Raw genomic sequence first — 26,941 nt, forward strand, 5'->3', positions numbered from 1 at the left:
ATTGGTCAAAAGAACTATGAACAGGACGGAATATTATGGCAAAATTTGAGATCAAAGACACTTTCTATCTGGACGGAGAGCCCTTTAAGGTAATCTCCGGAGCATTTCATTTCTTCAGGACAGTTCCCGAGTACTGGGAGGACAGACTCCTTAAGCTTAAGGCTATGGGATGCAACACAGTCGAGACCTACATTCCCTGGAATCTCATTGAACCCGAGCAGGGCAGATTCAATTTTGAGGGCATGTGCGACGTGGAAGGCTTTCTTAAGCTGGCAACAAAACTCGGGCTCTATATCATCGTAAGACCATCCCCTTACATCTGCGCCGAGTGGGAGTTCGGCGGACTTCCCGCATGGCTTTTAAAGGACAGAAACATGAGGCTTCGCGTTAGCTACAAGCCTTTTCTTGATGCAGTGGAGGAGTATTATAAGGTTCTTTTCCCGAAAATCACGGGATATCAGATCGACAACGGCGGCAATATCATACTGATGCAGGTGGAAAATGAGTACGGCTACTACGCCAACGATCATGAGTACATGAACACCATGGTGGAACTCATGAGAAAGCATGGAGTAACCGTTCCACTCATCACCTCCGACGGCCCCTATCATGAAAGTTACAGGGGCGGCTCCGTTCCCGGGGCACTTCCCACAGGAAACTTCGGATCAGGTACGGAAAAGAGATTTGGCGTCCTTTCGGAGTATACAAATGGCGGACCTTCCATGTGTGCTGAATTCTGGGTTGGCTGGTTTGACCACTGGGGCAACGGCGGCCACATGAAGGGCAACCTTGTGCAGAGCTGCGAGGATCTTGATAAGATGCTGGAGCTTGGAAACGTCAGCATCTACATGTTTGAGGGAGGCACCAACTTTGGCTTCATGAATGGCTCCAATTACTATGACGCCCTTACTCCCGATGTTACAAGCTATGACTACGACGGCCTTCTTACCGAGGACGGCCGAATAACAGAGAAATACAGGAAGTTTAAAGAGATAATCGAAAAGCATACCGGCAAGGCAGAGGTTTTAGAGTTTACCGATGCACCAAGAAAGAGCTACGGCAAACTCGAGTGCACCGGAAAGGTAAGTCTCTTTTCCGTGGCTGATGATCTCAGCACTCCGGTGAAGCTTTCCTACACCACAAATATGGAGGACCTTGGCCAGAACTACGGCTACATTCTCTACAGATCTCATCTTCACAGCGAGGCAGGAATTGCCAAGCTTCGCCTCTGGGAGACCGCTGACAGGGCTAATGTATTTGTGGATGAGAACCCTCTTATCACTCTCTACGACAAAGAACTTGGGAGTGAGCATGACATTGCCCTTGATAAGTACCTTGCCTGCAGCACCCCTGCAATGATGCTGGCGGGTAAGTTCATGGCAGAGAACGGCTTAACTCCCGAGACCGCCATGGGAGCCATTTCCGAGGCAGGCCTTTCCACAGGCAGCTTTATGGGGCTTAACGAGAAGTTTGATATTCTTGTGGAGAACATGGGAAGAGTCAACTTCGGACCTATGATGGAGACCCAGAGAAAGGGCATTTGCCGCTGCGTTCAGATAAACGGCCATATGCACAACGGCTGGGATATCTATACACTGCCGCTGGATAACATCGATAAGGTTGACTTTGACAAGGAGTACAAGGAGAATGTTCCCGCCTTCTACAGATTTGAGTTTGAGGGCGGCGAAAAGGGCGATACCTTCCTTGACTTTGAGGGATGGGGCAAGGGCGTTGCCTTCATCAACGGCTTCAACCTTGGAAGATTCTGGGAGATAGGACCTCAAAAGAGGCTGTATATTCCCGCACCTCTCATAAGAGAGGGCAGGAATGAGATCGTAATCTTCGAGACCGAGGGAAAGGCTCCGGGGACCATAGAATTAAAAGATGAACCTGATATTGGTTAAATAAGACTGCCATAGAGGTGACCTTCGAATTCCTTAAAGAAGGTCTCCTCTATTTTTTTCATGAATACCACAATGTCGTTGTCACCAAAGTACAGCTGGAAGTGGACGGATCCCACGGATTCGCCGATGAGGTGGGCTTTGATGTAAAGAACATTGTCCCTTGTAAATACTGCCCCCGCAACATATCTTGTTTCATAGATCGGGAAGATGCCGCGGACCATGCTTCCGATTCCGAAAGCTATGCGATGGCCGCTGTTTCCCTGCTTAAATTCTATGTAGGACTGCCCGCTGCCATTCGGAGCAAGACAAAGAGTAAGGCCTTCAAAGCCTGAGCCGTTTTCCGCAAGGCTGTATTTAAGGGTAAGGGACCTGCTTCCTGCAATCCCCCGTACATACTCCGGAATCTTCTCCGGATCAAACTCCGGGAAAAAGAGCCTGTAACTCTCCGGAAGTTTCGGGGAACCGATTGCATAGCTGTCACCGCCGTAATCCCCGCTGCTTTCTTCGCCGCATTTTTGCTCCGGCATTTCCTTTTTATCATCAATGAGATTCTTATATATGGCATCGTATATTATCTGATTGCCGCCCTGAAGCCCCTGGGTGTCTGCGGTTGTGACGATCAAGAGGTTCTCTGACGGGATGCATATTCCAAGCTGGCCGCCCATGCCGTACAGGGTAAAGCCGCCCTTCTGGTTCATCCAGATCTGCATGCCGTACCCCTGCGCCTCGGAAGATACGGGAGCAGTCATATAGGTATCAGTGATATTCCGTGTTGCCTCAGCTATAAAATCCGGATTAAAAAGAGTCCGCTCTTTTCCGTCTGAGCAGACAATGGTCCCCTTTTTGTACAGGATGAAAAGAAACTTCATGATATCCATAGGTGTTGCCATAAGGCCGCTTCCGCCCATGGAGACCCCGAAGGGGTCCTTAACCATATAAGATTCCTTTGAAAAATCCACATAATGCAAAGCTCTGTCCTTAAGGAAGGTCAATAGATCTTTTCCCGAGAGCTTCTCTACCAGAGCGCACAGAACATGGGCCGCGGAGGTGTCATAGTGGAACACGGTACCGGGTTTGTGAGTGGGGGTCACCTTAAAGAAACTCTCCACCCAGTCGGTCTTCATGCATACCTTATAGGTGGTTGAGGCGTGGGGGGAGCGCATCTGCAGCATGTTCCGGATCGTGGTCATCCTGATAAAGGGATGGGTATTCTCATCCACGTATTCCGGGAAGTAATCGCAGACAGACCGGTCAAGGTCGATAAGACCGTCATCCGCAAGAAGAGATATGCCCATGGCGGTGAAGCTCTTGCTGATGGAGAACATTCGATGGAGATTGTTCTCATCGTAGGGAGCGTAGTATTTCTCAAAGATGAGACGATCGTCCTTCATGATAAGAAGGTTGTGGAGCGTCACGGGAGAGGCATTAAGATCCCTTATTATCCTCTCCGGGGCATCATCTGCAATTCCGACTTTGGAAGGCTGTGCTTTTTCAAAGGTAAACATGAAAACCTCCGTAAATTCTCAGGCTTTTTTGGACCTGTATTTCAGGTAATAGTAGGTGATCTCAACCAGGCAGCAGCTCATCCAGCCTACGGGATATCCGAATCCCACAAGGAAAGGAGTGTTGGCAACATAGTGAGTCACGGTAAAAAGATATATCTGCCTCAGGGCCACAAAGGTCGAGAGCATGATCACCATGGGACCTTTGGAGTCGCCCCGGCCCCTGAGGGCTCCGGCAAGGGTGTGGTTAATGCAGTTGAAGATAAGGAAGAACACATTGGCATGGATAAACAGTGAGCCGTATTCGATGACCGCTTCCTCGGCGGAGAACAGTCTTATGGCCGGCCGTGCAAAGATGTACAGCACAAGGGCGATGGCAGCGGTAACGGTAACTCCGAGGCCGATGGAGACCCTGGTGCCTTCGTCGGCTCTTTTGATCTTGCCTGCTCCTATGTTCTGGCTGACAAAGGTGGTGGCGGCCATGGCAATGCTGGACATGGGCAGCATTATGAAGGAGTCAAGCTTGTTGTAGCTGCTCCAGCCCGCCATGCAGGAGGAACCGAAGAAGTTGATATAGGATTGCACAAAAATGTTGGAAAAGGCAGTGATAACTGACTGTATTCCCGTGGGAAGGCCCACCATGAAAATGAGCTTTAAAATGTCACGGTCAAGGCCAAGGTCTCGTAGCGATAGCCGGTATACATCCTTGCTTCGTAAAAGAAGCATCACTATCAGGATCGCCGACACAAACTGGGAGATGATGGTAGCGTAGGCAACGCCTTCAATTCCGGTGTGAAGGCCCCTTACGAAGAATAGATCCAGGGCGATGTTCATCATGCTGGTGAGAATCAGGAAGTACAAAGGCCTTACTGTATCGCCAACGGCCCTCAATATGCCGCTTCCCATGTTGTAGATCAAAAGTCCGGAGAAACCGAGGAAGTAGATGGTAAGATAGGTGGTTGCATCCGCAAATACGTCATCGGGGGTGGCCATGAAACGAAGCATCGGCTTAACCCCCGCAACGCCCAGGATAGTAAGTATGATGCAGAAGATAAAGGTTGCAGTCATGGTGGTCTCGATGGCCTTGTGGAGACGAGCTGTCTCTTTTGCCCCGAAGAATCTTGAGATGATAACGCCGGCGCCTACCGAGAAGCCGTTAAAGAAGAACACCAGCATGTTTGTGATCATGGTGGTGGAGCCTACGGCGGCAAGGGCCTGGGTGGATACATAGTTTCCCACGACAATGGAATCCACGGTGTTGTACAGCATCTGGAAGATGTTGCCGAACATCAGCGGGAGGGAAAAGACCAGTATCTGTTTTATTATGGAACCATCCGTCATATCACGGACGGTGGAATTCTGTCTGTCTTTGGATGTTCTCATAAAATCTCCGACTTTGAACAATTTGCTTTTATACGACTCATTTTATTATAACACTCAGTTTGTTTTTTGCCCTTGATTGCTGTATAATTCATAGGTACGAAAAAAGTTTTTGAGAGGTTTATATGTCATCTATAATTCAGAACAATCAGGTTTTTAATAACGAGGTACCATTTTGCAGAGTTTACAGCGTTGAGAGCAAGAAGCAGCTCGAGGAGAGATTCCTGGCTCACCGCATTTCATACTTCATCGAATGGCAGGAGAAGAATTTTATACAGAGGCTCCTGGACAGGAAGGGCAGCAAGATAGTATGCACCTTCAGGATCAACAGAGGAGATGTGATAAAAGCCAAGGAACTGGCTCAGGGAATCGAGGGCATCAAGTTCAAGGATCTTGGTGAGATGAAGAACACTGAGCGTATCCGCAGACGCAGCGAAGCTGTAAAGACTACCGAAGATATTGGCCTGGATGTTCCAAATAAACTTAAGTTTGAGAATCAGGTAGAGGATCTGGATGGTGAAGAATAATAACAGCACAGGGCATGGGGCTAAATCCCTATGCCCTGTTTTCAAGAAATGCGGAGCCTGTCAGATGATTGACACTCCCTACAAAAAGCAGCTTAAGATCAAGCACGCCAGAGTGCAGGAGCTTCTTGAGCCGTACTGCAAGGTGGAATCCTTTATCGGAATGGAGAGCCCCGAGCATTACAGGTGCAAGGTTCATGCGGTTTTCACCCATGACAAAAAGGGAAATCCCTTATCCGGAATTTATCGCGAGGGAAGCCACGAGGTTGTGCCGGTGGAGAGCTGCCTTCTGGAGGATCAGAAGGCTGATGCCATAATCGCATCCATAAGAGGGATGCTTAAGTCTTTCAAGATTAAGACCTACGATGAGGACAACGGTTATGGTCTTCTTCGTCATGTCCTGATCCGTATAGGCAGGAATACCGGAGAGATCATGGTGGTACTGGTAACCGTATCTCCGATCTTCCCATCCAAGAACAATTTTGTTAAGGCCTTGAGGAAAGAGCATCCTGAGATCACCACCATCGTGCTCAATGTCAATGACAAGCAGACCAGCATGATCCTGGGTGACAAGGAAAAGCCCATTTACGGTCCGGGCTTTATCTATGACATATGCTGCGGCATGAAGTTCAAGATAAGTCCCAAGTCCTTCTATCAGGTTAACCCCATTCAGCAGGAGGTTCTCTATAACACGGCCATTGAGATGGCAGATCTTAAGGGAGACGAGGTGGCCCTTGACTGTTACAGCGGCGTAGGCACCATCGGACTTATCGCCAGCCCTCATGTGAAAGAGGTTATCTCCGTGGAACTCAACAAGGATGCGGTTAAAGATGCTATCCTTAATGCTAAGATCAATGAGGTTAAGAATATCACCTTCTATCAGAACGATGCTACCCGTTTCATGCAGCAGATGGCTGATTCCGGGGACAGCGTTGACCTGGTATTTATGGATCCTCCAAGAAGCGGATCCACACCTGAATTTATAACTTCAATGGTATCTCTTTCTCCAAAGAAGATAGTGTACATTTCCTGCAGTCCCGAGTCCCTGGCCAACGACCTTAAACTCATCACAAAGGGTGGCTATAAAGCTCAGAAGGCTGTTCCTGTGGATATGTTCCCTTTTACCCGCGGAGTGGAGACTGTGGTACTGCTCACTAAAGAAGACTGAAAATCGTGCATTTGTGCACTTTTACTTAAGAAAAATTTAGAGAACATTAATTGTTGGAGTTAACTAAATATCGTATAATTAATATCATGGCATTTCCTCGGGGGGAAATAGAGTGGATATTAACTTTCGACGCCTTAACCGAAGCAGCTTTCGCTGCAAGGTTTACGGTACTCTTTGCATAATTCTTAATGTAAGCCTTGCTTATATGGCTCACACTTTTGGGCTGCCTTTGTATCTTGATACAATAGGCACCATCATAATGGCATCCCTGGGCGGTTTTCTGCCCGGTATCTTTGTTGCGGTCTTTACCAGTCTTTTATGCTGCTTTTTCAGTGGGGATGCCCTCTACTATACTCTTTCAAATGTAATGGCTGCCCTGGTTACAGTCTGGTTTGTCAGGGCGGGCGGCTTCAGGAAGAAAAAGAATCCTGTCATTTATTTTATTTTACTTGTCGTTCTGACAGGTCTTTATAACGGCGGAGTTCAGTGGCTTCTAAGCGGAGGCCCCTCTTTCTCGGAGGTGGTGTATGCTTCGTACCAGCTGAGTGCAAAAACCCATATAGGGTATGTTGCCGCTTCGCTGCTCATTGATATTGGTCTAAACGCATTGGACAAAGCCACCACAGCGTTGATAGCTCTTTTCATCATACTGCTGATACCTGAGGCTGAGAGAAAGGCTATCTGGGACAGCAACTGGAAACAGGCACCCGTTTCAAGGGATGAGATGTATGAGAGGGTAAGATCTGCCAACAAGCGGACCATTCAGAAGAAGATGGGTATGATACTGTCTGTTACAGCACTCCTTCTAGTAATTGTTATGGTCTGGACCGGCATCAGCGTTTTCTACAGCAATACCAAGGCAGAATACACCGATAACGCCAGGAAAGCGGCGCGTTTTGCAGCCAGTGTGGTTGACGGCGACAGGATCGATGATTACATTACCAAGGGCAGAGCGGTGCCGGGATATGAGCAGACTGAAGCCCTGCTTTATAAGATCCGGGACAATGTTACCGGACTTAAATATCTGTATGTCATAAGGGTCACGCAGGACAGTATCTATTATGTGTTTGATCTTCATTCCGGCGATTTCCCCGCCATGGAACCCGGGGACGCGGTTCCTGTGGAGAGTTATTTCGAGCCATACCTTGAGGGATTCCTTGCAGGCAGGGAGATTGAGCCCATCGAGTCCGACAATATTTCCGGCTGGGTAATGGCTGCATATTATCCCATCAAAGACAGCAGCGGGAAGACTGTTGCCTATGCGGGAGCGGACTCCTCAATGGTCATCATGTCCGACTATACCAAAGAATACCTGCTGAAGATCTTCCTTATCTTCTCCGGTTTCTTTGTGCTTATACTTGGATACGGAATCTGGAATTCAGGATTCTATCTGTCTTACCCCATTACCAGCATGACCAAGTGCGTTCAGGAGTTTGTGGATTCGGACAGGGATCAGAAGTCGCTGGATGACAATGTCAAGAAGATAAGAGCCCTTGATATTCACACCATGGATGATGTGGAGGACCTCTACAAGGCCATATGCGAGATGGAAGCCAATATGACGGAGCAGATGAGAGAGCTTCGTCACTACGCCGATGCTACCTCAAAGATGCAGAGCGGCCTTATCATCACCATGGCGGACCTTGTGGAGAACAGGGATTCCGACACCGCAGCCCACATTCAGAAGACTGCGGCTTATGTAAAGATAATAGTGGAGGCGCTTAAGAGAAAGGGCTATTACGCCGAGAAGATCACGCCTTCCTTTGAAAACGATATTGTGAATTCTGCGCCTCTCCATGATATTGGCAAGATCCATATTCCGGATGCAATTTTAAATAAACCCGGCAAGCTCACCCCTGAGGAGTTTGAGATCATGAAGACTCATACCACAGCCGGAATGAATATCATGGAAAAGGCAATAAATACAACCCAGGGAGAATCCTACCTTAAGGAGGCCAGAAACATGGCTGCCTACCACCACGAGAGGTGGGATGGCAAAGGTTATCCCGAAGGGCTTCACGGACAGGTTATACCGCTTTCAGCCAGGATAATGGCAGTAGCGGATGTTTTTGATGCTCTGGTTTCCAAAAGAATCTACAAGCCTGCTTTCTCCTTTGAAAAGGCCCTTGAGATCATCCAGGAGGGTTCAGGGACCCAGTTTGATCCCAAGTGTGTAGAGGCATTTATGGATTCGTTGACTGAAGTCAGGATTGTCCTCAAGACTTTCCAGGAAATGTGACGGAGGAAGTCAGCCCTTATGTATGATTTTCTTAGAGAACACCAATTAAACATAATGATGTCTCTGGCCAGTATCTGCGGCATCATCACTCTGTTTGTGTTCATTTCCAAATCCATTCCCAAGGAGAGGAAAAGAGCGCTTCTTCTTATTGAGATTAACGCCATGTTCCTTCTGGGAGCGGACAGGGCCGCCTATATCTACAGGGGCGACATGAGTACGCTTGGCTACTGGATGGTGAGGATAAGCAACTTTATCGTGTTCTTTACCACTTTGGCCATAGTATATTCCTTCAACATGTACCTGAGAGATCATCTCAAGAACACATTAAAGCTCGATCCACTGCCCAGAAGACTTATGGTCGGCGACATTCTCATCGCCTTTGGATTACTTAATCTTGTGGTTTCGCAGTTTACCGGCTGGTATTACTATTTTGACGCTGCAAATCTCTATCACAGGGGACCGGGATTCTATATTTCCATGTTTATTCCTCTTCTGATACTGATCATACAGCTGACGCTGATCCTGCAGTACAGAAAGCTCATGAGACAGTTTGTGCTTTATCCGCTCCTTATCTTTACGGTACTGCCTCTTGTCGCGTCCATAGCTCAGATCTTTGCTTACGGTCTGTCCCTTACCAACATGACTATTGTTGGAACAGCCGTGGTTGTATATATTTTCGACCTAATAGACCTCAACAGGATGAGTGAGGAAAAAGAGAAAGCGGAGAGAGCCAATGATGCGAAATCCCGCTTCCTTGCAAATATCTCCCACGAGCTGAGAACTCCCATCAATACCATCATGGGTATGGATGAGATGATACTTCGTGAGGATCCCACCGATGTTCCCAAACCCTATTTCCTTTCGGTAGTGGGCTATGCTATTGATATAAAGACTGCCTCCGAGTCCCTTCTTTCCCTGATAAACGATCTTCTGGATATGAGTAAGATCGAGTCCGGCAAGATGCATCTGGTGGAAGAACAGTACAGCCTTGAAGATATGCTAAGATCCATTGTGACCATGATAAGAGTCAGAAGCGGGGAAAAAGACCTGACTTTTACAGTGGACGTGGATGAGGATCTGCCCAAGGGACTTTTCGGTGATGACAAGAAAATAAAACAGGTAATACTGAACCTTCTTACCAATGCCGTTAAGTACACAGAGAGCGGAGGCTTCCTGTTCAAGATAAGCGCCGAGTCTTTCAGCGGTGAATACTGTGATATCAGGATATCCGTCAAGGACTCCGGCATCGGAATCAAACCCGAGGACATGGACAGGCTCTTTTCCCGCTATGAGAGGCTGGACGAGGAAAAGAACATATCGGTTCAGGGAACGGGTCTTGGCCTTGACATTTCAAGACATTTCGTTGAGATGATGGGCGGAAAGATCTGGTGCGAGAGTGTTTACGGAGAGGGCTCAGAGTTTATTGTGACTTTGAGACAGAAAATTACGGATGATACGCCTATCGGGCAATTCAAGGAGAGACTTGAAGCCGAAAACAAGGGACCCTATGTTCCTCAGTTTGTGGCGCCCGATGCGGAAGTTCTGGTTGTTGATGATAACCCCATGAACCTGTCGGTTATAAGGAGTCTTCTGAAGGCTACGAGGGTATTTGTGACCACCGCAAGCAGCGGAGAAGAGTGCCTTGAAAAGATCAAGTACGGCAAGTTCAATGTGGTGCTGCTGGATCACATGATGCCCGGCATGGACGGCATTGAGACCGTTGAGAGGATAAGGGAGATACATCCGGATCTTCCGGTATATGCCCTTACTGCCAATGCCACATCCGGGGAGGAATTTTATATCTCCAAGGGCTTTAACGGTTATCTGTCAAAGCCCATAGACAGTCTTACCCTTGAGAAAACCATCATGAAGCATATTCCTGAAGAGATCATGATGCAGCCTACTTCAGAGTATACAGAGAAAGATCTTGAGGCAATTCCCGATAACCTTATGTGGATTGAGGATATACCGGAAATTTCCACAGAAGAGGGAATAAAGAACTCAGGCGGAATCAAAGCCTTTATTTACTCTCTGGATCTTTTCTATGACACCATAGACAATAATGCAGAGGCTATAAAGAATGCCTATGACTCCGAGAATATAAGGATTTACACCGTCAAGGTCCACGCTCTTAAGAGCTCGGCCAGGATCATCGGAGACAAGGAGCTGGCCTCCATGTGCGAGGAGCTGGAGGCGGCCGGAAACAGGGAGGATAAGGCGTTCATTATCTCTCATCATGACGCTATGATGGACAGATATCTTTCCTATAAGGAAAAGCTTTCCCTTATCAAGGAGAGCACCAAAGATGAGAACGAGGATAACAAGGAGCCCATATCGGAGCAGGATCTTGCAGGAGCCTACGAGGCACTTAAGGAACTGATCCCTCAGATGGACTATGACGGAATTGAAATGGTTGTAAACCAGCTTAAGGACTATAAACTCCCGGATAAAGATGCTCAGGTGATGGCCGGACTTGAAAAGGCCATGAAGATGTTTGACTGGGATGAGATGGAAAAGCTTATAGAAGGATGATCTGTCTAAGAAGGAGACAAGTATATGGAAAACAGAAAAGTAATGATGCTGGGTGAAAAAGAAACATTCCTGGTAAGGGTTCTTGAAGGTAAGACCACGGGGGCAGGAATAGAGTGCAAGTTTTCACACTGGAACGTCAATGATATCAATGCCAACTGGGCAGACACCGGACTTGTGGTGCTTTACATGGATGAGGGAGACAGGCCTTCGGATGATGCTGTTCATTTCCTGAAAGAACATCTTTCTGACAGCGGGATGATGATGCTCGCTATAGGAGAAAAAAATGATGTTCAGTATATCCAGGAGCGTGTCCCTGCAAATCTGATCTACAGGACTTTTGTCCGACCGGTAAATAACGAGGAATATGTTAAGACCCTGAACGAGATCTTTTCAAAGATCCGTGCCGGAGAGTTCAAGAAGAGCATCCTTATCGTGGATGACGATCCCAACTATCTGGGCCTTGTAAGGGAGTGGCTTAAGGACAAATACAAAGTCTCAATGGCTAATTCAGGGCTTCAGGCCATAAAGTTCCTTGGAAAGAACAAGGTAGACCTTATCCTTCTTGACTATGAGATGCCGGTTACAACGGGTCCTCAGGTTCTTGAGATGCTTCGAAGCGAAGAGGAGACCAGGAACATCCCTGTAATGTTCCTTACCGGCAAAGGAGATAAAGAGAGTGTTATGGAAGTAGTGTCCTTAAAGCCTGAAGGGTACTTCCTTAAAAGCATCGAGATGAAAGAACTATTGGAGAAGCTGGAGGACTTTTTCACACTCCACAGGTAAAACATATGATGGAATTCTTGCTTGCGCACCAACTGAATATCATTTCGTTTTTGACCGGAATAGGTGTTATCATCACCCTTTTTGCCATTATAGCCAGTTCACTTTCGAGAAACAGGCGAATTGCCCTTGTCATGCTGGAGATAAGCGCGATAATTCTTCTTAACTTTGACCGCCTTGCCTACATGTATGACGGAGATCCGAGCATTAAGGGATATTACATGGTTCGCATCAGCAATTTCCTGGTCTTCTTTATGACGCTGGTGGTTATCTTTTCCTTTAACCTGTATATCGAGGATGTTCTTGTTATCGACTGCGGTATTAAGAAGGTACCAAAGCGGATAAAGGCTGCAGGTATCATTCTGACTGTAGGCATGGTGCTGGTTGTTATCTCGCAGTTCACGGGTCTTTATTATACCTTCGATGAATCCAATAAGTACCACAGAGCTCCTCTGTTCATGATCTGTTACATCCTGCCGATTATTGCGCCTATAATAGAGTTTACGGTGGCTTATCAGTACAGAAGACTGATGAGCAGGCATATCTACATATCACTGATAGTGTTTATCGTAGGACCTTTGATCTCGTCATTCATACAGATATTCTTCTACGGTTTCTCTTTTACAGATATGGCCTTTATTATCGCGGCAGCGGTTCTGTTTATCTTTGCCCTGGTGGACATCAACGAGAAGGTCAGACATGCCAACACTATTGAGATCAATTATCTGAAGCAGGAGAGCGAGAATGCCCAGAGGCTTTTTGGCCAGATGGCTGCTGCTTTCATCGGAGCCATTGAGGAGAAGGAGCCCTTCAGTATAGGGCATTCGCAGAGAGTTGCATCTTATTCCGCGGAGATTGCCAGAAGAAGCGGCAAGAGCGAAGAGGAGTGCAAGGAAGTCTATTACTCCGCGCTGATGCATGACGTGGGCAAGATTGGTATTCCCATAGCAATACTGCAGAAATCCGAGAAGCTCACAGAGGAAGAGGAACAGGTCATGAGGGAACATGTTTCCATCGGACAGCGTATCCTCTCCAGCGTAAGCGAATATCCTTATCTTAGTATCGGAGCTCATTACCATCACGAGAGGTACGACGGAAGCGGATATCCCGAGGGACTTTCGGGAAAAGACATACCGGAGATAGGAAGGATCATCTGCGTGGCGGATCATTACGACAGGATGACCACCAGAAAGCGCTACAGAGGGCCTCTGCCTCAGGCTGTAGTAAGGGATGAGGTTATAAGGCGCGCCGGTTCACAGTTTGATCCGGATTTTGCAGGCATCATGGTCAAAATGATCGATGCTGACAGCGAGTACAAGATGCAGGAGAAGGGTGAGCAGCTTCCTCCCAAGGAAAAGCTTACCTGCGATGAATACAGAAGTGATATCCTTGAGGGTATCGTTATTACTCCCGGGGTCAAATCCATTAAGTTTATGTGCAGGAGGGAAGTAACCTCCGAGGATCAGTTTGGCGCACCTTCCGTGATAGTATTTGATGCCTATGACGGGCTTGTTCATGACGACGAACTGACCATCAAGGCTTTCTCCTATCTCGAATACGGCGAGATATGGTTTGACGGCCATATCATCTCCACAGGGGCCAGGAATATGGTGATAAAGCCTGTGGGAGATCCTGATGCGAAAAAAGAAACGAGGGGCAGGAACAGGACAAGACAGTATGAGGTGCAGGCAGGAAGATTTGAGGATCATGTCAAGATCCGCATGATCTCACCTGAAGAGACAAACGAAGTCACCATAGCTCTTCCCAACAGTTCCAAATATGCCTTCATAGGACTTACGGGCGAGCATTGTCTTATCACCGACATTCAGGTGGAAGAGACAGGAAAAATACTGTATGAAGGCGATATAGAAAGGATAGCTGAGAGGGTTGATTACACCAACAGGATGGAGAGTGACATCCCCAATATCCAGATAAACGGCCCGAAAGCAGATGCCACCAATGGAATTGTGGTGGAAGACGGGTTGGAACTCTTGTTTCATTCCATGAGCCTGCCTACAGCATCACTCCTGTGGCAGTGCGCCTATGTAATGCTGTTTTCCTCGGATGATAATACCATCTTCGGAGAGAACTACCATGAGTATGCCCATCTTAAGATGAACGGTGAAAATGAATGGCAGGGAAATTACTCCGAGAACAGCTCTCAGGTAATGAAGGACGACAAATTCGAAAGCTGGGAGAAGTGGGAGGAACGCAACAAAAAAGGTGTTGAATGCCATGTCTCTTTTGCAAGAAGAGGAAATAAGATCATCACCACCACAAAGTGCGCGGGCCTTATCATGAGGAATACTACAACACTATTAGAAAAAACAAAGGAAGTTTACTGCTCACTTTCAGGAGACCAGTGTGCTCTCACCGATATCAGAGTAAAGAAACCAAGGTTTTAACAGGTTATGATAATCAGAAATGCACTTGAAAAAACAGTGCGGCTTGCACTTATATTATGTCTGGGGATAGGTGCCCTTACAGGGCCTTCTTTGGCTGCAGCGGCAGCAGAGAGCGGTCCTGATACGGATTTATCCGACAGCCTTGCCAGCAACAGCGGCAAATACACCACCGTTGTCTATGACAACAAGAACGGTCTGCCCACATCCGAAGCCAACGCCATTGCGGAAACCGATGACGGCTTTATATGGATCGGCTCCTACAGCGGCCTTATCAGATTCGACGGCTACAACTTTGTCAGGATCAATTCGGCCTCGGGAATTGCCAGCGTTGTAAGCCTCTTTGTTGATTCAAAGCAAAGGCTCTGGATAGGGACCAATGACAGCGGCCTCGCCCTTATGACAAAGGGCGACCTTAAGATGTTCGGCAAACATGACGGGCTTCCCGCACTGTCCGTTCGCTCCATTGTTGAGGGAGACGACGGAAAGATCTATATTGCCACCACCGGCGGCCTGTGCATAATGGACACTGACATGAATATCACGGTTCCGGATATACCACAGATCAAGGATGAGTACATCCACAGATTGGCCAAGGGCCCGGAAGGGCTTATCTACGGCCTTACCAAGGATGGAACCGTCTTTACCGTAAAGGGGATGGAGCTTTTTGAAATTTATCCTGCAAATAGCCTTGGCTTTAGCGAAATCGCCCATGCAATCCTTCCGGATCCCGCAAATCCCGGCTATGCCTACCTTGGAACCCAGGGCTCCGAGGTATACTACGGCAGATTCGAAAAGTCTTTTACCTCAGAAAAATCTTATAACTTAAAGCGCCTTGAGTATATCAATGCACTCAGGATGGAGCAGGGCAGGCTCTGGGTCTGCGCCGACAACGGCATCGGGTCCGTTTCCGATGATTCCATCCATTACTACGACAACCTTGAATTCAGAAATTCCCTCGAGGATATGATGACCGATTACCAGGGGAATCTCTGGTTTATCTCCTCCAAGCAGGGTGTCATGAAGGTCGCCTTCAACCAGTTCACGGATCTTACAAGGCAGTACAACCTTGAACCCACCATCGTTACATCCACTTGTCTTTACGACAACAAGCTCTTTATCGGCAACAAGAACGGCGGTCTTATTGTTCTGGGAAAAGATTCAGCGGCTTCCAGGATAGCAATTACAGAGGCGGTCACTGCATCAGGTAAACCCATCATAGCAAAGAATCTTCTGGAGATGCTAAAGGGCGTCACTGTAAGATCCATAATAAAGGACAAGAAGAACAACCTCTGGATGTCTACCTACAGCAAGTATGGTCTCATATGCTTTACCGGAAGCAAGGTCATCTGCTATACGGAAGATGACGGCCTTCCTTCCAACAGGGTAAGGATCGTTTACGAGCGCTCCAACGGAGACATTATTGTCGGAAGTATAGGCGGAGTTGTCATCTTAAGAGGTGGAAAGATTGTAGACAGATACGACGAAGAAGACGGCATCATCAATACCGAAATCCTGTCCGTAACTGAAACGCAGGACGGCAAGATCCTGGTTGGCTCAGACGGAGACGGCATCTATGTTATTAGCGATACCGGAATATCCCACATCGGTACAGACGACGGTCTGGCGTCGGATATTGTCATGAGGATCAAGCAGGATCCCAAGAGACCCGATATCAACTGGATAGTATTAAGTAACTCCATCGGCTATCTGGATAAGGACTTAAAACCTACGATTCTGAGGAACTTCCCCTATTCCAACAACTTCGATATTTTTTTTGACAGATTCGGACAGGCCTGGATCCTTAGCAGCAACGGAATATATGTGGTTCCCGACAAGCAGCTTCTTAGCAATGCAGACAGCTACGACTACGATTTCTATGATTCCACAAACGGCCTTCCCTGCATCGCAACAGCAAACTCCTACAGCGAAATCAACGGGAACGGTGATCTGTATATTGCGGGAAGTACCGGTGTTGCCAAGGTCAATATCAATCAGCCCTTTGAAGATGTGAGCTCCCTCAAGGTCGATGTTCCCTATATCGAAGCGGACGGAAACTTTGTCTATGCGGATGGAGATGGTGTGTATAAAATCCCCAGCGATGCCAAGAAGGTGGATATCACGGGATATGTTTTCACATATTCTTTGATGAATCCGTACATAACCTATTATCTTGAGGGCTTTGATACCACTAAGTACACAGCCAAGAGGACAGAGTTTAACACCATAAGCTATACGAACCTTCCCGGCGGCAAATACAGATTTGTAATGGACATCCAGGATGCCCGGGGTACATCCATGAAGGAGTTTGCCATAAACATCAACAAGGAAAAGGCCTTCTATGAGTATGCGGCCTTCAGGGTGATGTTCATTTTGGTTGCCATGGGTCTTATGGCGCTTTTAGTATGGCGGCTTATGCATATCACCATCATAAGCAGGCAGTACGAGCAGATAAGAGCAGCAAAGGAGGATGCGGAGAGAGCCAACACAGCTAAGTCCAGATTCCTTGCAAATATGTCCCATGAGATTAGGACACCTATCAATACCATCATGGGCATGAATGAGATGATAGCAAGAGAAGCAGACACCTCAGATCCCGAGGAATATGTCCAAAACGTAAAGGGCTATTCCAGAAACATCAAGATTGCATCGGAATCTCTTTTGAGCCTTATCAATGAACTTCTGGATCTGTCTAAAATAGAATCCGGAAAGATGGAGCTGGTGGAGCAGGAGTACAGCGTTGAGGATCTGCTTAAGTCTCTCACCATGATGATAAGGGTAAGAAGCAACCAGAAGGACCTTACCTTTTCTACCGAGATTGATGAGACCCTTCCGAAGACTCTTTACGGAGACTGCAACAAGCTCAGGGAGATACTTTTAAACCTTCTGACCAATGCCGTGAAATATACCGACAAGGGCGGCTTTACTCTTATTGTAAAAAATATGCTGACGGCGGGGGATGCTTCAAGGATATACTTTGCAGTTAAGGACACCGGCATCGGCATCAAGCCCGAGGATATGGACAAGCTCTTTACCGCCTTCAAGAGACTTGAGGAGGTTAAGAACAGCGGCATTCAGGGCACGGGACTTGGCCTTGATATCTCAAGGCAGTACGTGGAGCTTATGGGCGGAAACCTTGAGTGCAGCAGTACCTACGGCGAAGGCTCCACATTCTTTTTCACAATTACCCAGAAGGTGGTAAATAAGGAGCCTATCGGTACCTTTACCGAGGAGGTTGAAGGTCCGGCCCTTAGCAAGTACGTTCCGCCGTTTATTGCTCCTGATGCAAAAGTGCTGGTTGTTGACGACAACGAGATGAACCTTCAGGTCATCAAGGGACTTCTTAAGCACTTGAAGCTGAAGCTCACCCTTGTGACCAGCGGAAAAGAGTGCCTTAAAAAACTGGATGAAGAGTCCTATCATATCGTTCTTCTTGACCATATGATGCCTGAGATGGACGGTGTGGAGACCCTTTCACATATCAGGGAGAAGTTCCCGGACCTTATCGTCATAGCCCTTACCGCTAATGTTATGAACGGCGGCGTGGATTTCTATGTAAAGGCAGGATTTACGGATTACCTCTCCAAGCCTGTTGATGCAAGTCAGCTTGAGGCAGCACTTCGGTATTACCTGCCGGAGGATATCGTTCAGGATGTGGACGAAGAACAGGCGGCAAAAGAGGCAGCGGCCAAGGAAGAGGAGATAGCTCTTCCCGAGAGTGAGAGATGGCTCTATGACGTTGAGGGCCTGAATGTGTCGGAGGGCCTTAAGTACACGGGAATGCCTGCCCAGTTCATTAAATTTGTGAATGCCTTCTATGACACCATGGACGAGAAGTCGGAGGAAATTGAGAAGGCCTTTGAGGATAAGGATTACAAGCTCTACACCATCAAGGTACATGCCCTAAAGAGTACCGCGAGGATCATGGGAGCAATGCAGCTTTCAAAGCTGGCGGAGGAGCTTGAGGCAGCAGGCAACAACGGCGATATTGCAAAGATCGAGAGCTCTACGGGAACACTTCTTTCCATGTACAGAGCCTACAAGGACAAGCTCTCAAGGATCAAGGAGGAGCCTGAGGATGATGACAGGATCCCCATCTCGGAAGCAGATCTTGCCAATGCCTATGATGCCATCAAGGAATTCGTTCCCCAGATGGACTACGACGCTGTGGAGATGGTGCTGGGCGAACTGAAGGAATACAGGCTTCCGCCGGAGGATGAAAAGAAAATCAAAGAGATTGGAAGACTTCTTAAGAACATCGACTGGGACGGAATAGAAGAACTGCTATAAATATTTAGATAATACTGTAAGGACCGCTTTCGCGAAGATGGTGATGATCAGCGCGTTGGCGGTCCTTTTTACGTGCAAAGCATCAGCTTTTGTGATATCATTCTCACTTAAGAATGGATTTTTGTGAGGTTTGATTATGATAAGAAACAAAATAGTTATCTCAGTAATAATATGTCTTCTGACGCTTGGAACAGCTGCCTGTGGAGCAGGATCAAGTGACGGATTTTTATATACCAAAAGAGTCAGCGATAGCAACGGACAATTTGAACATGGCGAGCTTTATCAGAAAAGATTCAGCGGTACAAAGAAAGTGGATGATATATATCTGCGCTTCATGACAAAGGTTGATGATGACACAGTACTTGGAGTCTATGGTGAAGGACCGGGAACAGACAGCTATGTTGCAACTTACAACTTAAAAGAAAAGTCACTCACAAAGATCACACAGGTTGCTAATATTGAAGAACAGAGAATATCCGCTACTTCCGACCTGTCTACTGTATGTTATGGTGATAAAGATAATGGAATTGTGTTATATGACCTTTCAAGCGGAGAGTCAAAAGTAATAGAAAAACCCACAGGCCTGAAAGAACCAATGATTACCGGAGATGGGAAGACCATGTTCTATATAAGTGACTGGAATCTCATAACAAGAGAAGTCGGTAAAAAAGTCAGTGGCGGGATCATAGCGTCCAATGTCCATACTTATGCACTTTCAAATGACGAAAAGTTTATAATCTTCACAAGACTTGGCCGTGAATATAATTCGATTTTATATAAGCTCGACCTTGAAACCGGAGAAGAGACTTATCTGAAGAAACTGGATAATCAGGCGGAAATGATTTCCATATCCTCCGATAATACCGAATTTGCCTATGTGACGTATACTACAGCCTTTTTTTCATCCTGGGGCAGGACTGTGCTAAATGTATGCGATCTCAAGACAGGGAAGAGTAAAGTGGCTTTCAAATCAGGTTTTGCTGCCTATATTCCTTCAATAATTCTTTTCTGATTCCTGATCAATAATGGAATAAAACAGTTAAACCCCGGAGTTTATGCGAACTCCGGGGTCTTTTGTCCTAATGAAAGGAAGTCGTGATACCCCTATTGACATAGTACGACTGTCGTGGTATATTTACTACGACAGATGAAGTACGACAGTAGTAGTACGACAGACGTTGCACCGACAATCGTAAATGCGCATTACGGTTTCGGAGAAAACATACTGATGACACAGCCACAAGAAAGGATGAAGGAATGGGCGAGATAAGCAGTGATGTAATCCGAGGTTATAACGACACCATAATCCTTTTCCTGCTTCTGGATTCACCGTCATACGGATATGAGATATCCAAGAAGATAAAGAGCATATCCGAGGAGAAGTATCTGATCAAGGAGACCACACTATACTCGGCCTTCACCAGAATGGAGAAGAACGGATACATCGAATCCTATACACAGAATTCAGAGAGCGGCAAGAAGAGAACCTATTACAGGATAACGGATCAAGGGCGCAGTTATTACCGCGAAAAATGTGAGGAATGGAATCTTACTAAGGAAGTTATAGAGCACTTTATAACTGAAGGAGGGGAAAATGGAAACTCTTAAGAATTATCTTGAATCAATGTTTGCAAGTCTGCCTAACACCGTAGAGGTGCTTAAGGCCAAAGAGGAACTTTATACAATGATGGAGGACAAGTACAACGAGCTTATCGCAGAGGGCAAGCCCGAGAACGAGGCTGTCGGGATCGTGATCTCAGAGTTTGGCAATCTTGATGAAGTGGCAGAGTCCATCGGAATCGGACAGATGCTCCAGGAATACACCTATGTTGACAGGAATCAGATCCCTTCAGAGGAAGCGGAAGAGTATGTTCAGCAGTACAGCCAGCACAGGTTCTGGATTGGCCTTGGGGTTATGCTCCTTATCTTTTCACCCATGAGTATAATTATCACATCGATGGCCAGGATCGGAGCTTTCGAAGTCATCGGAGTTGCTTTCTTCTTCCTGATGATAGCAGCAGGCGTAGGTATTATAGTTTTTACCAGCATCAATATGAGCAAGTGGAAATATCTGGATGAGCAGCTTTGCTGCATCGATTACGCAACAGCCAATCAGCTCAAGCTTGAGAAGGAAGCCCACAGAGCAGACAAGGCGCTTCTTTTGACAATAGGCATTGCACTGTGCATCCTGAGCGTCGTTCCTGTTATCTTATTCAGTTCTCTTTTCAAGAACTTTGTGTTTACAGAGGGTATCGGACCCGCTCTTATATTCGTCTTCGTTGGAATCGGCGTAATGATGATCATTTTTGCCGGCGGAAGAGAGACAGCTATCAACAAGCTTCTTGCCCTCAATGACGCGCACACCGTATCCGGCTCCTACAGAAAGGGCCAGGATATGCCTGACAGCTACATAAATCCCGGGATCGCAGGCTTCATGAAATCCTACTGGACCATTATAACCTGCGTATATCTCATCTGGAGCTTTTTGACCTTCGACTGGCACATCACCTGGATCATCTGGCCTGTTGCAGCCATAGCCAAGACAGTTATCTGGAACATCTGGGGTGCAAGAGAGGAGTGATATCATGAAATACTTTATGCCTGTACTTGGACTTGTTACCATTATCTGCATCATTGCAGGAACATACATGCATGTGGGAGGCGGTTTAAGCTTCTTTGATAAGCCAATTATTTCTCTGGGCTCCGGCTCTGATAAATCCTCCGAGGGAAAAGATATATCTTTTTCCGAAAGTTATGAGAATGTAGATAAGCTTGATATAAACATGGCCTTCGGAGATGTGACCATTATTGAAGGAAGTGATCTTAATGTAAACTTTGAGGGTCACAGCGATCTTACCCCCGAGGTGAAGGTTGAGGACGGTAAGCTTTATATCAAGCAGACAAAGAAGGTTAAGGTCAAGGGCATTGATCTTAGCAAATACAAGAGCCAGCTTACAGTGACGGTTCCTTCTTCTGATAAGTTTGAGAGAGTTGAGGCGGATCTTGATATGGGGAATCTTAAGATAAGCGGCCTTATCTGTAAGAAGCTTGAAGTTGACATGAGCATGGGAGATCTTGATATTGCGGATACTGCAGCAGACACCATTGAGGCAGACAACGACATGGGCGCTTGCAAGATCAGGGAATGTAAGTTTGACAAGCTGAAAGCAAACTGCGACATGGGAGACATCCAGGTTAATGTTGAAGGTGATGTTGACGACTATGCCATCACCGCAAAATGCGATCTTGGACGTGTTAACATTGATGGTGATGACAAAGGAGATAAATATTCTGTTAAGGGAGATAAGGAGATCACACTAAACGTGGCTATGGGCAATATTGATGTTAACTAAGCCCTCTTTTCGTAAGTGGGATTCCATATATGGCCCGTCAGGGCAGGTCTTATACCTGCTTTGGCGGGCTCCTTTTTTTCTTTTGTTTTTAGATATTCTTTACAAATTGAGTGCATTTAACATGTTAAACTTGTATAAATGCCGGGGAGGTCCCGGCCACGGAAAACGATGTTTTTATAGGGGAAAAGAAATGAGAAAGAATCTGTTGTTTGCACTTGTAACTGCAATGGCGCTTGGATCAACGGCCTGCGCAGCAGGTGATGTTACTGAGAGTAATGCTTTATCGGGGACGATTTTGGAAGAGACGGCGCAGGAGGAAACTGCCGCGGAAGAAACTACTGAAACTTTGGAAAACACGCAGGGGCAGGAACAGCCAGACGAACAGGCACAGCAGCATGAGCAGGCACATCATAATAGGGAAGACTTTCTTCCCATGTTTTCCTATAACATGGTTCTGGCGGACCTTGGCTATGACCCTTTGGAGGCAGCAGCCTACGACTATCTTGCCTTTGAGTATAACAGGGTAAGCGACGTTGACCACGTGCTTATCCCTTATGCGAAGATAGTTGATATTGATGAGGATAACCCTGAGGACATTCTTCTCTACGGCGACTATTATCTTTGGGAATTTGAGAAGCAGGATGATACCCTGGTGGCCGTATCCGGCGGACATTGCCCCGGAATAATCCATCTTGAGCGATTCGGTGAAGGAGAAAACGCTTCCTACTCACCTGTAGGTACCATGGATGAAGCCTTTACCGATGAGGATGCCAAGGATCTTTTCGGTGAGTACTATGACCGGTACGTTGAGATAGCTTCCGATGATGAGACCAGGGACAAAGAATATGCTCTTGTGATCGCAGATTATGTGAAGGCCAACAAGCTTAAGGTTACAAAATATCAGTTCGGAGGGGAAGATGCAGTGAAGCTTCCCGAATCAAGACTGGGACAATAAGCGTAAATCCGCCCCTTCAAAAATATACTTTTTGGTGCAATCATTTTCCTTTGTACAGAACATTTTTTGTGGTAGAATGTTTTGAAGAAAAATTGAACAGAGTTGAAAGGGGAGCACCATGGCACAGAGAACAGATATTCACAAGGTACTGATAATTGGGTCGGGGCCAATTGTCATCGGACAGGCATGTGAGTTCGACTATTCCGGAACTCAGGCCTGCAAGGCTTTAAGAAGTCTTGGATATGAAATCGTACTGGTTAATTCCAATCCCGCGACCATCATGACAGATCCCGAAATGGCGGATAAGACTTACATCGAACCGCTTAACGTGGAGAGAGTGACCGCTGTCATTGAGAAGGAGAGACCCGATGCACTTCTGCCGAATCTTGGCGGACAGTCAGGACTTAACCTTTGTGCCGAGCTTTATAAAGCTGGTGTTCTCGATAAATATAATGTTAAGGTTATAGGCGTTCAGGTAGACGCCATTGAACGAGGCGAGGACAGGACCGAGTTCAAGAATACAATGAATATGCTGGGCATAGAGATGGCCAGGTCCAAGGCTGTCTACAGCGTTGAGGAAGCTCTTGAGGAAGCCGATATCCTTGGCTATCCCGTTGTTCTTCGTCCCGCATATACCATGGGAGGCGCCGGCGGCGGCCTCGTATATAACAAAGAAGAGCTGCAGACTGTTTGTTCAAGAGGCCTTCAGGCTTCCATCATCCACCAGGTACTGGTTGAGGAATCTATCCTTGGATGGGAAGAACTGGAGCTTGAAGTTGTTCGTGACAAGGACAACAACATGATCACAGTCTGCTTTATTGAAAATGTAGATCCTGTGGGAGTTCATACCGGTGATTCTTTCTGCACCGCTCCCATGCTTACCATTGACGAGGACCTCCAGAAGGAGCTTCAGCGTCAGGCCTACAAGATAGTTGAACATATCGGTGTCATCGGAGGCACCAACGTTCAGTTCGCTCATGATCCCAAGAGCGGACGTATCATAGTCATTGAAATCAATCCCAGAACATCTAGATCATCAGCCCTTGCAAGTAAGGCAACAGGTTTCCCCATTGCTCTTGTTTCAGCCAAGCTTGCTACAGGTCTTACCCTTGCAGAGCTTCCCGATTCCAAGTTCGGAACTCTGGATAAGTACGTTCCAAACGGAGATTACGTTGTTGTTAAGTTTGCACGCTGGGCCTTTGAGAAGTTCCATGGCGTACAGGACAAGCTCGGTACCCAGATGCGTGCCGTAGGCGAAGTCATGAGTATTGGCAAGAACTTCAAGGAAGCCTTCCAGAAGGCAATCCGCTCCCTTGAGAAGGACCGTTACGGTCTGGGCGGAATCGAGAAATTCGAGAAGATGGACAAAAAAGATCTTCTCATCAGGATCAACGAAGCTTCCTCCGAGCGTTACTTCCTTATGTATGAAGCCATGAAGAAGGGCGCTACCGTAGAAGAACTCCATGAGATCACCAAGGTTAAGCACTACTTCCTTGAGCAGATGAAGGAACTGGTAGACGAAGAGCAGCAGCTCATTGATGAGAGCAAGGGAAGCGTACCTTCTGCAGATGCTCTTATCAAGGCCAAGGAGGACGGTTTCTCCGACAGATATCTTGCAAAGATGCTCGGTGTTTCCGAGGATGATATCAGAAAAGCCAGAGAGGATGCAGGCCTATCTGAGAAGTGGGACGGCGTTCACGTATACGGAACCGATGGCAGCGCTTACTACTATTCTACTTATAAGAAGGATGCTTCTCTTGAGAATCCCGATGCAGGCAGCGCAGCTGATGCTAAGAAGATCATGATCCTTGGCGGCGGTCCCAACAGGATCGGTCAGGGCATCGAGTTTGACTACTGCTGCGTACATGCAGCCATAGCACTCAAGAAGCTGGGCTTTGAGACCATTATTGTAAACTGCAATCCCGAGACAGTATCAACGGATTATGACACCTCAGACAAGCTCTACTTCGAGCCCCTTACTCTTGAGGATGTTCTTCAGATCTACCGCAAGGAGAAACCTCTTGGAGTTATCGCTCAGTTTGGCGGACAGACGCCTCTTAACCTGGCAGCCAAGCTTAAAGAAGAGGGTGTCAACATCCTTGGCACAACTCCCGAAGTTATCGACCTTGCCGAGGACAGAGATCAGTTCCGTCTCATGATGGAGAAGCTTGGAATCCCCATGGCTGAGGCAGGTATGGCTTCAGATGTAGAGACAGCCAAGGAGATAGCAGCAAGGATCGGATATCCTGTAATGGTTCGTCCTTCCTTCGTTCTTGGCGGCCGCGGCATGGAGATAGTAAGAGACGAAGAGAGCATGGAGGGCTACATGAGAGCCGCCGTTGGCGTAACTCCCGACAGGCCCATCCTTATAGACAGATTCCTGCAGAATGCCCTTGAGTGCGAGGCAGATGCCATCAGCGACGGAACCCATGCTTTTGTTCCCGCTGTTATGGAGCATATCGAGCTTGCAGGTATTCACTCAGGAGACTCAGCCTGCATCATACCTTCCAAGCACATCTCCAAGGAGCACCTTGAGACCATCGAGGAGTACACCAGGAAGATCGCTGTAGAGATGAACGTTGTGGGACTTATGAACATGCAGTACGCCATTGAGAACGGCACTGTATACGTTCTTGAAGCCAATCCCCGTGCATCCAGGACAGTTCCGCTGGTTTCCAAGGTTTGCGGCATCAAGATGGTGCCCATTGCTACAGACATCATTACCTCAGAGCTTACAGGCAGAAAGTCACCTGTACCTGAGCTTATAGAGAACAAGAAGACCACCGAGCCTGAGTACTACGGAGTAAAAGAGGCAGTGTTCCCCTTCAATATGTTCCCTGAAGTTGATCCTGTTCTCGGACCCGAGATGCGTTCAACAGGTGAGGTTCTTGGTCTTGCCAAGACTCCCGGTGAAGCCTTCTTCAAGGCAGAAGAGGCAGCAGGCATGGCTCTTCCTCTCAAGGGAGCAGTGCTTATCTCTCTTAATACCGCAGATAAGCCACATGCAGCTGAGCTTGCAAAGAGCTTTGCCGACAGCGGCTTCAAGATCTATGCAACAGGCAGAACCCATGAGCTTATCACCGAGGCCGGAATTGAAGCTAAGAAGATAATGAAGAATTACGAGGGCGGAAGACCCAACGTAGAGGATGTTATCAAGAACGGCGAAGTACAGCTGGTTATCAATACACCTATCGGCCGCAGGGCAGCCCACGACGACGGTTACCTCAGAAGAGCAGCCATCAAGGCCCGCATCCCTTACATCACCACAGTAGCAGCCGGCAAGGCAGCCGCAGAGGGAATCAAAGAGGTTCTTGAGAAGGGCTGCGGCAACATCAAATCCCTTCAGGAATATCACAATGCTTGAAAATACGGTTCGTGAGAAATACACAAGAATAACAAATACCCTGATAAGCAAGCAGCTCTCCATTACCACAATGGAGAGCTGTACTTCAGGACAGATAGCATCCCTTATTACGGATACCGAAGGCTCTTCGGCCATAATGAAGGGAGCTTTTGTCACATACAGCAATGAAGCCAAGATAAGGTGCGGAGTCAGCGTCGATGTGATCAACAAATTCGGAGTCTATTCCGGGGAAACGGCTTCGGAAATGGCGATGGCCTGCAGAAACTTCTACGATGCTGATATAGGAATTGGTGTTACAGGAAGCTTTGGAAATATTGATCCAAATAATGAGGACAGCGTTCCCGGAGAGGTGTACTTTGCCATCGCCACAAGATACGGGACAGAGGAGCACTTCAGTAAAGTCCCCGGCCAGTCCTCGAGGCTTGACTACAAGCTCTATATGGCAGATGTAATTGCAGATGCCCTTATGGAAGAGCTGGGCACGGATGCATGAAGAATAGATACATGAAGCATGTGGGAATGGGATTACGTTGATTTGATTAGATATG

General features: G+C 47.2%; 17 protein-coding genes. 15 read left to right on the forward strand and 2 right to left on the reverse strand.

What is annotated here, in order from left to right; genetic code table 11:
* Positions 1-35 precede the first annotated feature (35 nt).
* On the forward strand, positions 36-1,904 hold the full coding sequence (locus tag T456_RS0105890; RefSeq protein ID WP_024865354.1) for a glycoside hydrolase family 35 protein: 1,869 nt from the start codon (positions 36-38) through the stop codon (positions 1,902-1,904).
* Here the strand turns inward: T456_RS0105890 and T456_RS0105895 are convergent.
* The gene (locus tag T456_RS0105895; protein WP_024865355.1) at positions 1,901-3,409 is read right to left on the reverse strand and encodes a serine hydrolase domain-containing protein; all 1,509 of its coding nucleotides are present in this window, start codon (positions 3,407-3,409) and stop codon (positions 1,901-1,903) included. The genes T456_RS0105890 and T456_RS0105895 overlap by 4 nt on opposite strands.
* Positions 3,410-3,427: 18 nt before the next feature.
* On the reverse strand, positions 3,428-4,789 hold the full coding sequence (locus T456_RS0105900) for an MATE family efflux transporter (protein WP_024865356.1): 1,362 nt from the start codon (positions 4,787-4,789) through the stop codon (positions 3,428-3,430).
* 122 nt (positions 4,790-4,911) lie between these two features.
* On the opposite strand from T456_RS0105900, the gene T456_RS19290 reads away from it, so the two are divergent.
* From T456_RS19290 to T456_RS0105965, 14 genes are all read left to right on the forward strand, one after another.
* On the forward strand, positions 4,912-5,313 hold the full coding sequence (locus T456_RS19290) for a hypothetical protein (RefSeq protein WP_035801230.1): 402 nt from the start codon (positions 4,912-4,914) through the stop codon (positions 5,311-5,313).
* On the forward strand, positions 5,300-6,478 hold the full coding sequence (gene rlmD / locus T456_RS19295) for a 23S rRNA (uracil(1939)-C(5))-methyltransferase RlmD (protein ID WP_051464975.1): 1,179 nt from the start codon (positions 5,300-5,302) through the stop codon (positions 6,476-6,478). Before T456_RS19290 ends, rlmD begins: the two co-directional genes overlap by 14 nt.
* A gap of 112 nt (positions 6,479-6,590) precedes the next feature.
* Positions 6,591-8,717, forward strand: coding sequence for an HD-GYP domain-containing protein (locus T456_RS0105910; protein WP_024865357.1), 2,127 nt, complete (start codon positions 6,591-6,593; stop codon positions 8,715-8,717).
* 18 nt (positions 8,718-8,735) lie between these two features.
* On the forward strand, positions 8,736-11,249 hold the full coding sequence (locus T456_RS19300) for an ATP-binding protein (RefSeq protein ID WP_024865358.1): 2,514 nt from the start codon (positions 8,736-8,738) through the stop codon (positions 11,247-11,249).
* 24 nt (positions 11,250-11,273) lie between these two features.
* Positions 11,274-12,032 (forward strand): response regulator, encoded by a 759-nt coding sequence (locus T456_RS0105920; protein ID WP_024865359.1) that lies wholly within the window; start codon positions 11,274-11,276, stop codon positions 12,030-12,032.
* Positions 12,033-12,037: 5 nt separating this feature from the next.
* The gene (locus T456_RS0105925) at positions 12,038-14,434 is read left to right on the forward strand and encodes an HD domain-containing phosphohydrolase (RefSeq protein WP_024865360.1); all 2,397 of its coding nucleotides are present in this window, start codon (positions 12,038-12,040) and stop codon (positions 14,432-14,434) included.
* A 6-nt stretch (positions 14,435-14,440) separates the two neighbouring features.
* Positions 14,441-18,721, forward strand: a complete 4,281-nt coding sequence (locus T456_RS0105930; RefSeq protein WP_024865361.1) for a hybrid sensor histidine kinase/response regulator — start codon at positions 14,441-14,443, stop codon at positions 18,719-18,721.
* A 136-nt stretch (positions 18,722-18,857) separates the two neighbouring features.
* Positions 18,858-19,733 (forward strand): hypothetical protein, encoded by an 876-nt coding sequence (locus tag T456_RS0105935; protein WP_024865362.1) that lies wholly within the window; start codon positions 18,858-18,860, stop codon positions 19,731-19,733.
* 245 nt (positions 19,734-19,978) lie between these two features.
* Positions 19,979-20,329 carry a PadR family transcriptional regulator gene (locus tag T456_RS0105940; protein WP_024865363.1) on the forward strand — a complete coding sequence of 117 codons (351 nt, stop codon included), beginning with the start codon at positions 19,979-19,981 and terminating at the stop codon, positions 20,327-20,329.
* Positions 20,316-21,302, forward strand: coding sequence for a permease prefix domain 1-containing protein (locus tag T456_RS0105945; protein ID WP_024865364.1), 987 nt, complete (start codon positions 20,316-20,318; stop codon positions 21,300-21,302). Before T456_RS0105940 ends, T456_RS0105945 begins: the two co-directional genes overlap by 14 nt.
* 4 nt (positions 21,303-21,306) lie before the next feature.
* A complete protein-coding gene (locus T456_RS0105950) occupies positions 21,307-22,074 on the forward strand; it encodes a DUF4097 family beta strand repeat-containing protein (RefSeq protein ID WP_024865365.1) in 768 nt (255 codons plus the stop codon).
* Positions 22,075-22,264: 190 nt separating this feature from the next.
* A complete protein-coding gene (locus T456_RS0105955; protein WP_024865366.1) occupies positions 22,265-23,029 on the forward strand; it encodes a hypothetical protein in 765 nt (254 codons plus the stop codon).
* Between the two features lie 118 nt (positions 23,030-23,147).
* Positions 23,148-26,393, forward strand: coding sequence for a carbamoyl-phosphate synthase large subunit (gene carB, locus T456_RS0105960; protein WP_024865367.1), 3,246 nt, complete (start codon positions 23,148-23,150; stop codon positions 26,391-26,393).
* Entirely contained in the window at positions 26,386-26,886 is a 501-nt protein-coding gene (locus T456_RS0105965; protein WP_024865368.1) for a CinA family protein, read from the forward strand. The genes carB and T456_RS0105965 overlap by 8 nt, the downstream gene beginning before the upstream one ends.
* The last annotated feature ends 55 nt before the right edge of the window (positions 26,887-26,941 follow it).

This window comes from Butyrivibrio sp. FCS014, assembly GCF_000526935.1.
In the GTDB taxonomy this organism is placed as follows: Bacteria; Bacillota; Clostridia; order Lachnospirales; family Lachnospiraceae; genus Butyrivibrio.

Coding starts and splice junctions, on each gene's coding strand:
- carB (WP_024865367.1), top strand. CDS start 23,148: ATGGCACAGAGAACAGATATTCACAAGGTACTGATAATTGGGTCGGGG.
- T456_RS0105930 (WP_024865361.1), top strand. CDS start 14,441: ATGATAATCAGAAATGCACTTGAAAAAACAGTGCGGCTTGCACTTATA.
- T456_RS0105945 (WP_024865364.1), top strand. CDS start 20,316: ATGGAAACTCTTAAGAATTATCTTGAATCAATGTTTGCAAGTCTGCCT.
- T456_RS0105955 (WP_024865366.1), top strand. CDS start 22,265: ATGAGAAAGAATCTGTTGTTTGCACTTGTAACTGCAATGGCGCTTGGA.
- T456_RS0105900 (WP_024865356.1), bottom strand. CDS start 4,789: ATGAGAACATCCAAAGACAGACAGAATTCCACCGTCCGTGATATGACG.
- T456_RS0105965 (WP_024865368.1), top strand. CDS start 26,386: ATGCTTGAAAATACGGTTCGTGAGAAATACACAAGAATAACAAATACC.
- T456_RS0105925 (WP_024865360.1), top strand. CDS start 12,038: ATGATGGAATTCTTGCTTGCGCACCAACTGAATATCATTTCGTTTTTG.
- T456_RS0105940 (WP_024865363.1), top strand. CDS start 19,979: ATGGGCGAGATAAGCAGTGATGTAATCCGAGGTTATAACGACACCATA.
- T456_RS0105950 (WP_024865365.1), top strand. CDS start 21,307: ATGAAATACTTTATGCCTGTACTTGGACTTGTTACCATTATCTGCATC.
- T456_RS19300 (WP_024865358.1), top strand. CDS start 8,736: ATGTATGATTTTCTTAGAGAACACCAATTAAACATAATGATGTCTCTG.
- T456_RS19290 (WP_035801230.1), top strand. CDS start 4,912: ATGTCATCTATAATTCAGAACAATCAGGTTTTTAATAACGAGGTACCA.
- T456_RS0105935 (WP_024865362.1), top strand. CDS start 18,858: ATGATAAGAAACAAAATAGTTATCTCAGTAATAATATGTCTTCTGACG.
- T456_RS0105920 (WP_024865359.1), top strand. CDS start 11,274: ATGGAAAACAGAAAAGTAATGATGCTGGGTGAAAAAGAAACATTCCTG.
- T456_RS0105895 (WP_024865355.1), bottom strand. CDS start 3,409: ATGTTTACCTTTGAAAAAGCACAGCCTTCCAAAGTCGGAATTGCAGAT.
- T456_RS0105890 (WP_024865354.1), top strand. CDS start 36: ATGGCAAAATTTGAGATCAAAGACACTTTCTATCTGGACGGAGAGCCC.
- rlmD (WP_051464975.1), top strand. CDS start 5,300: ATGGTGAAGAATAATAACAGCACAGGGCATGGGGCTAAATCCCTATGC.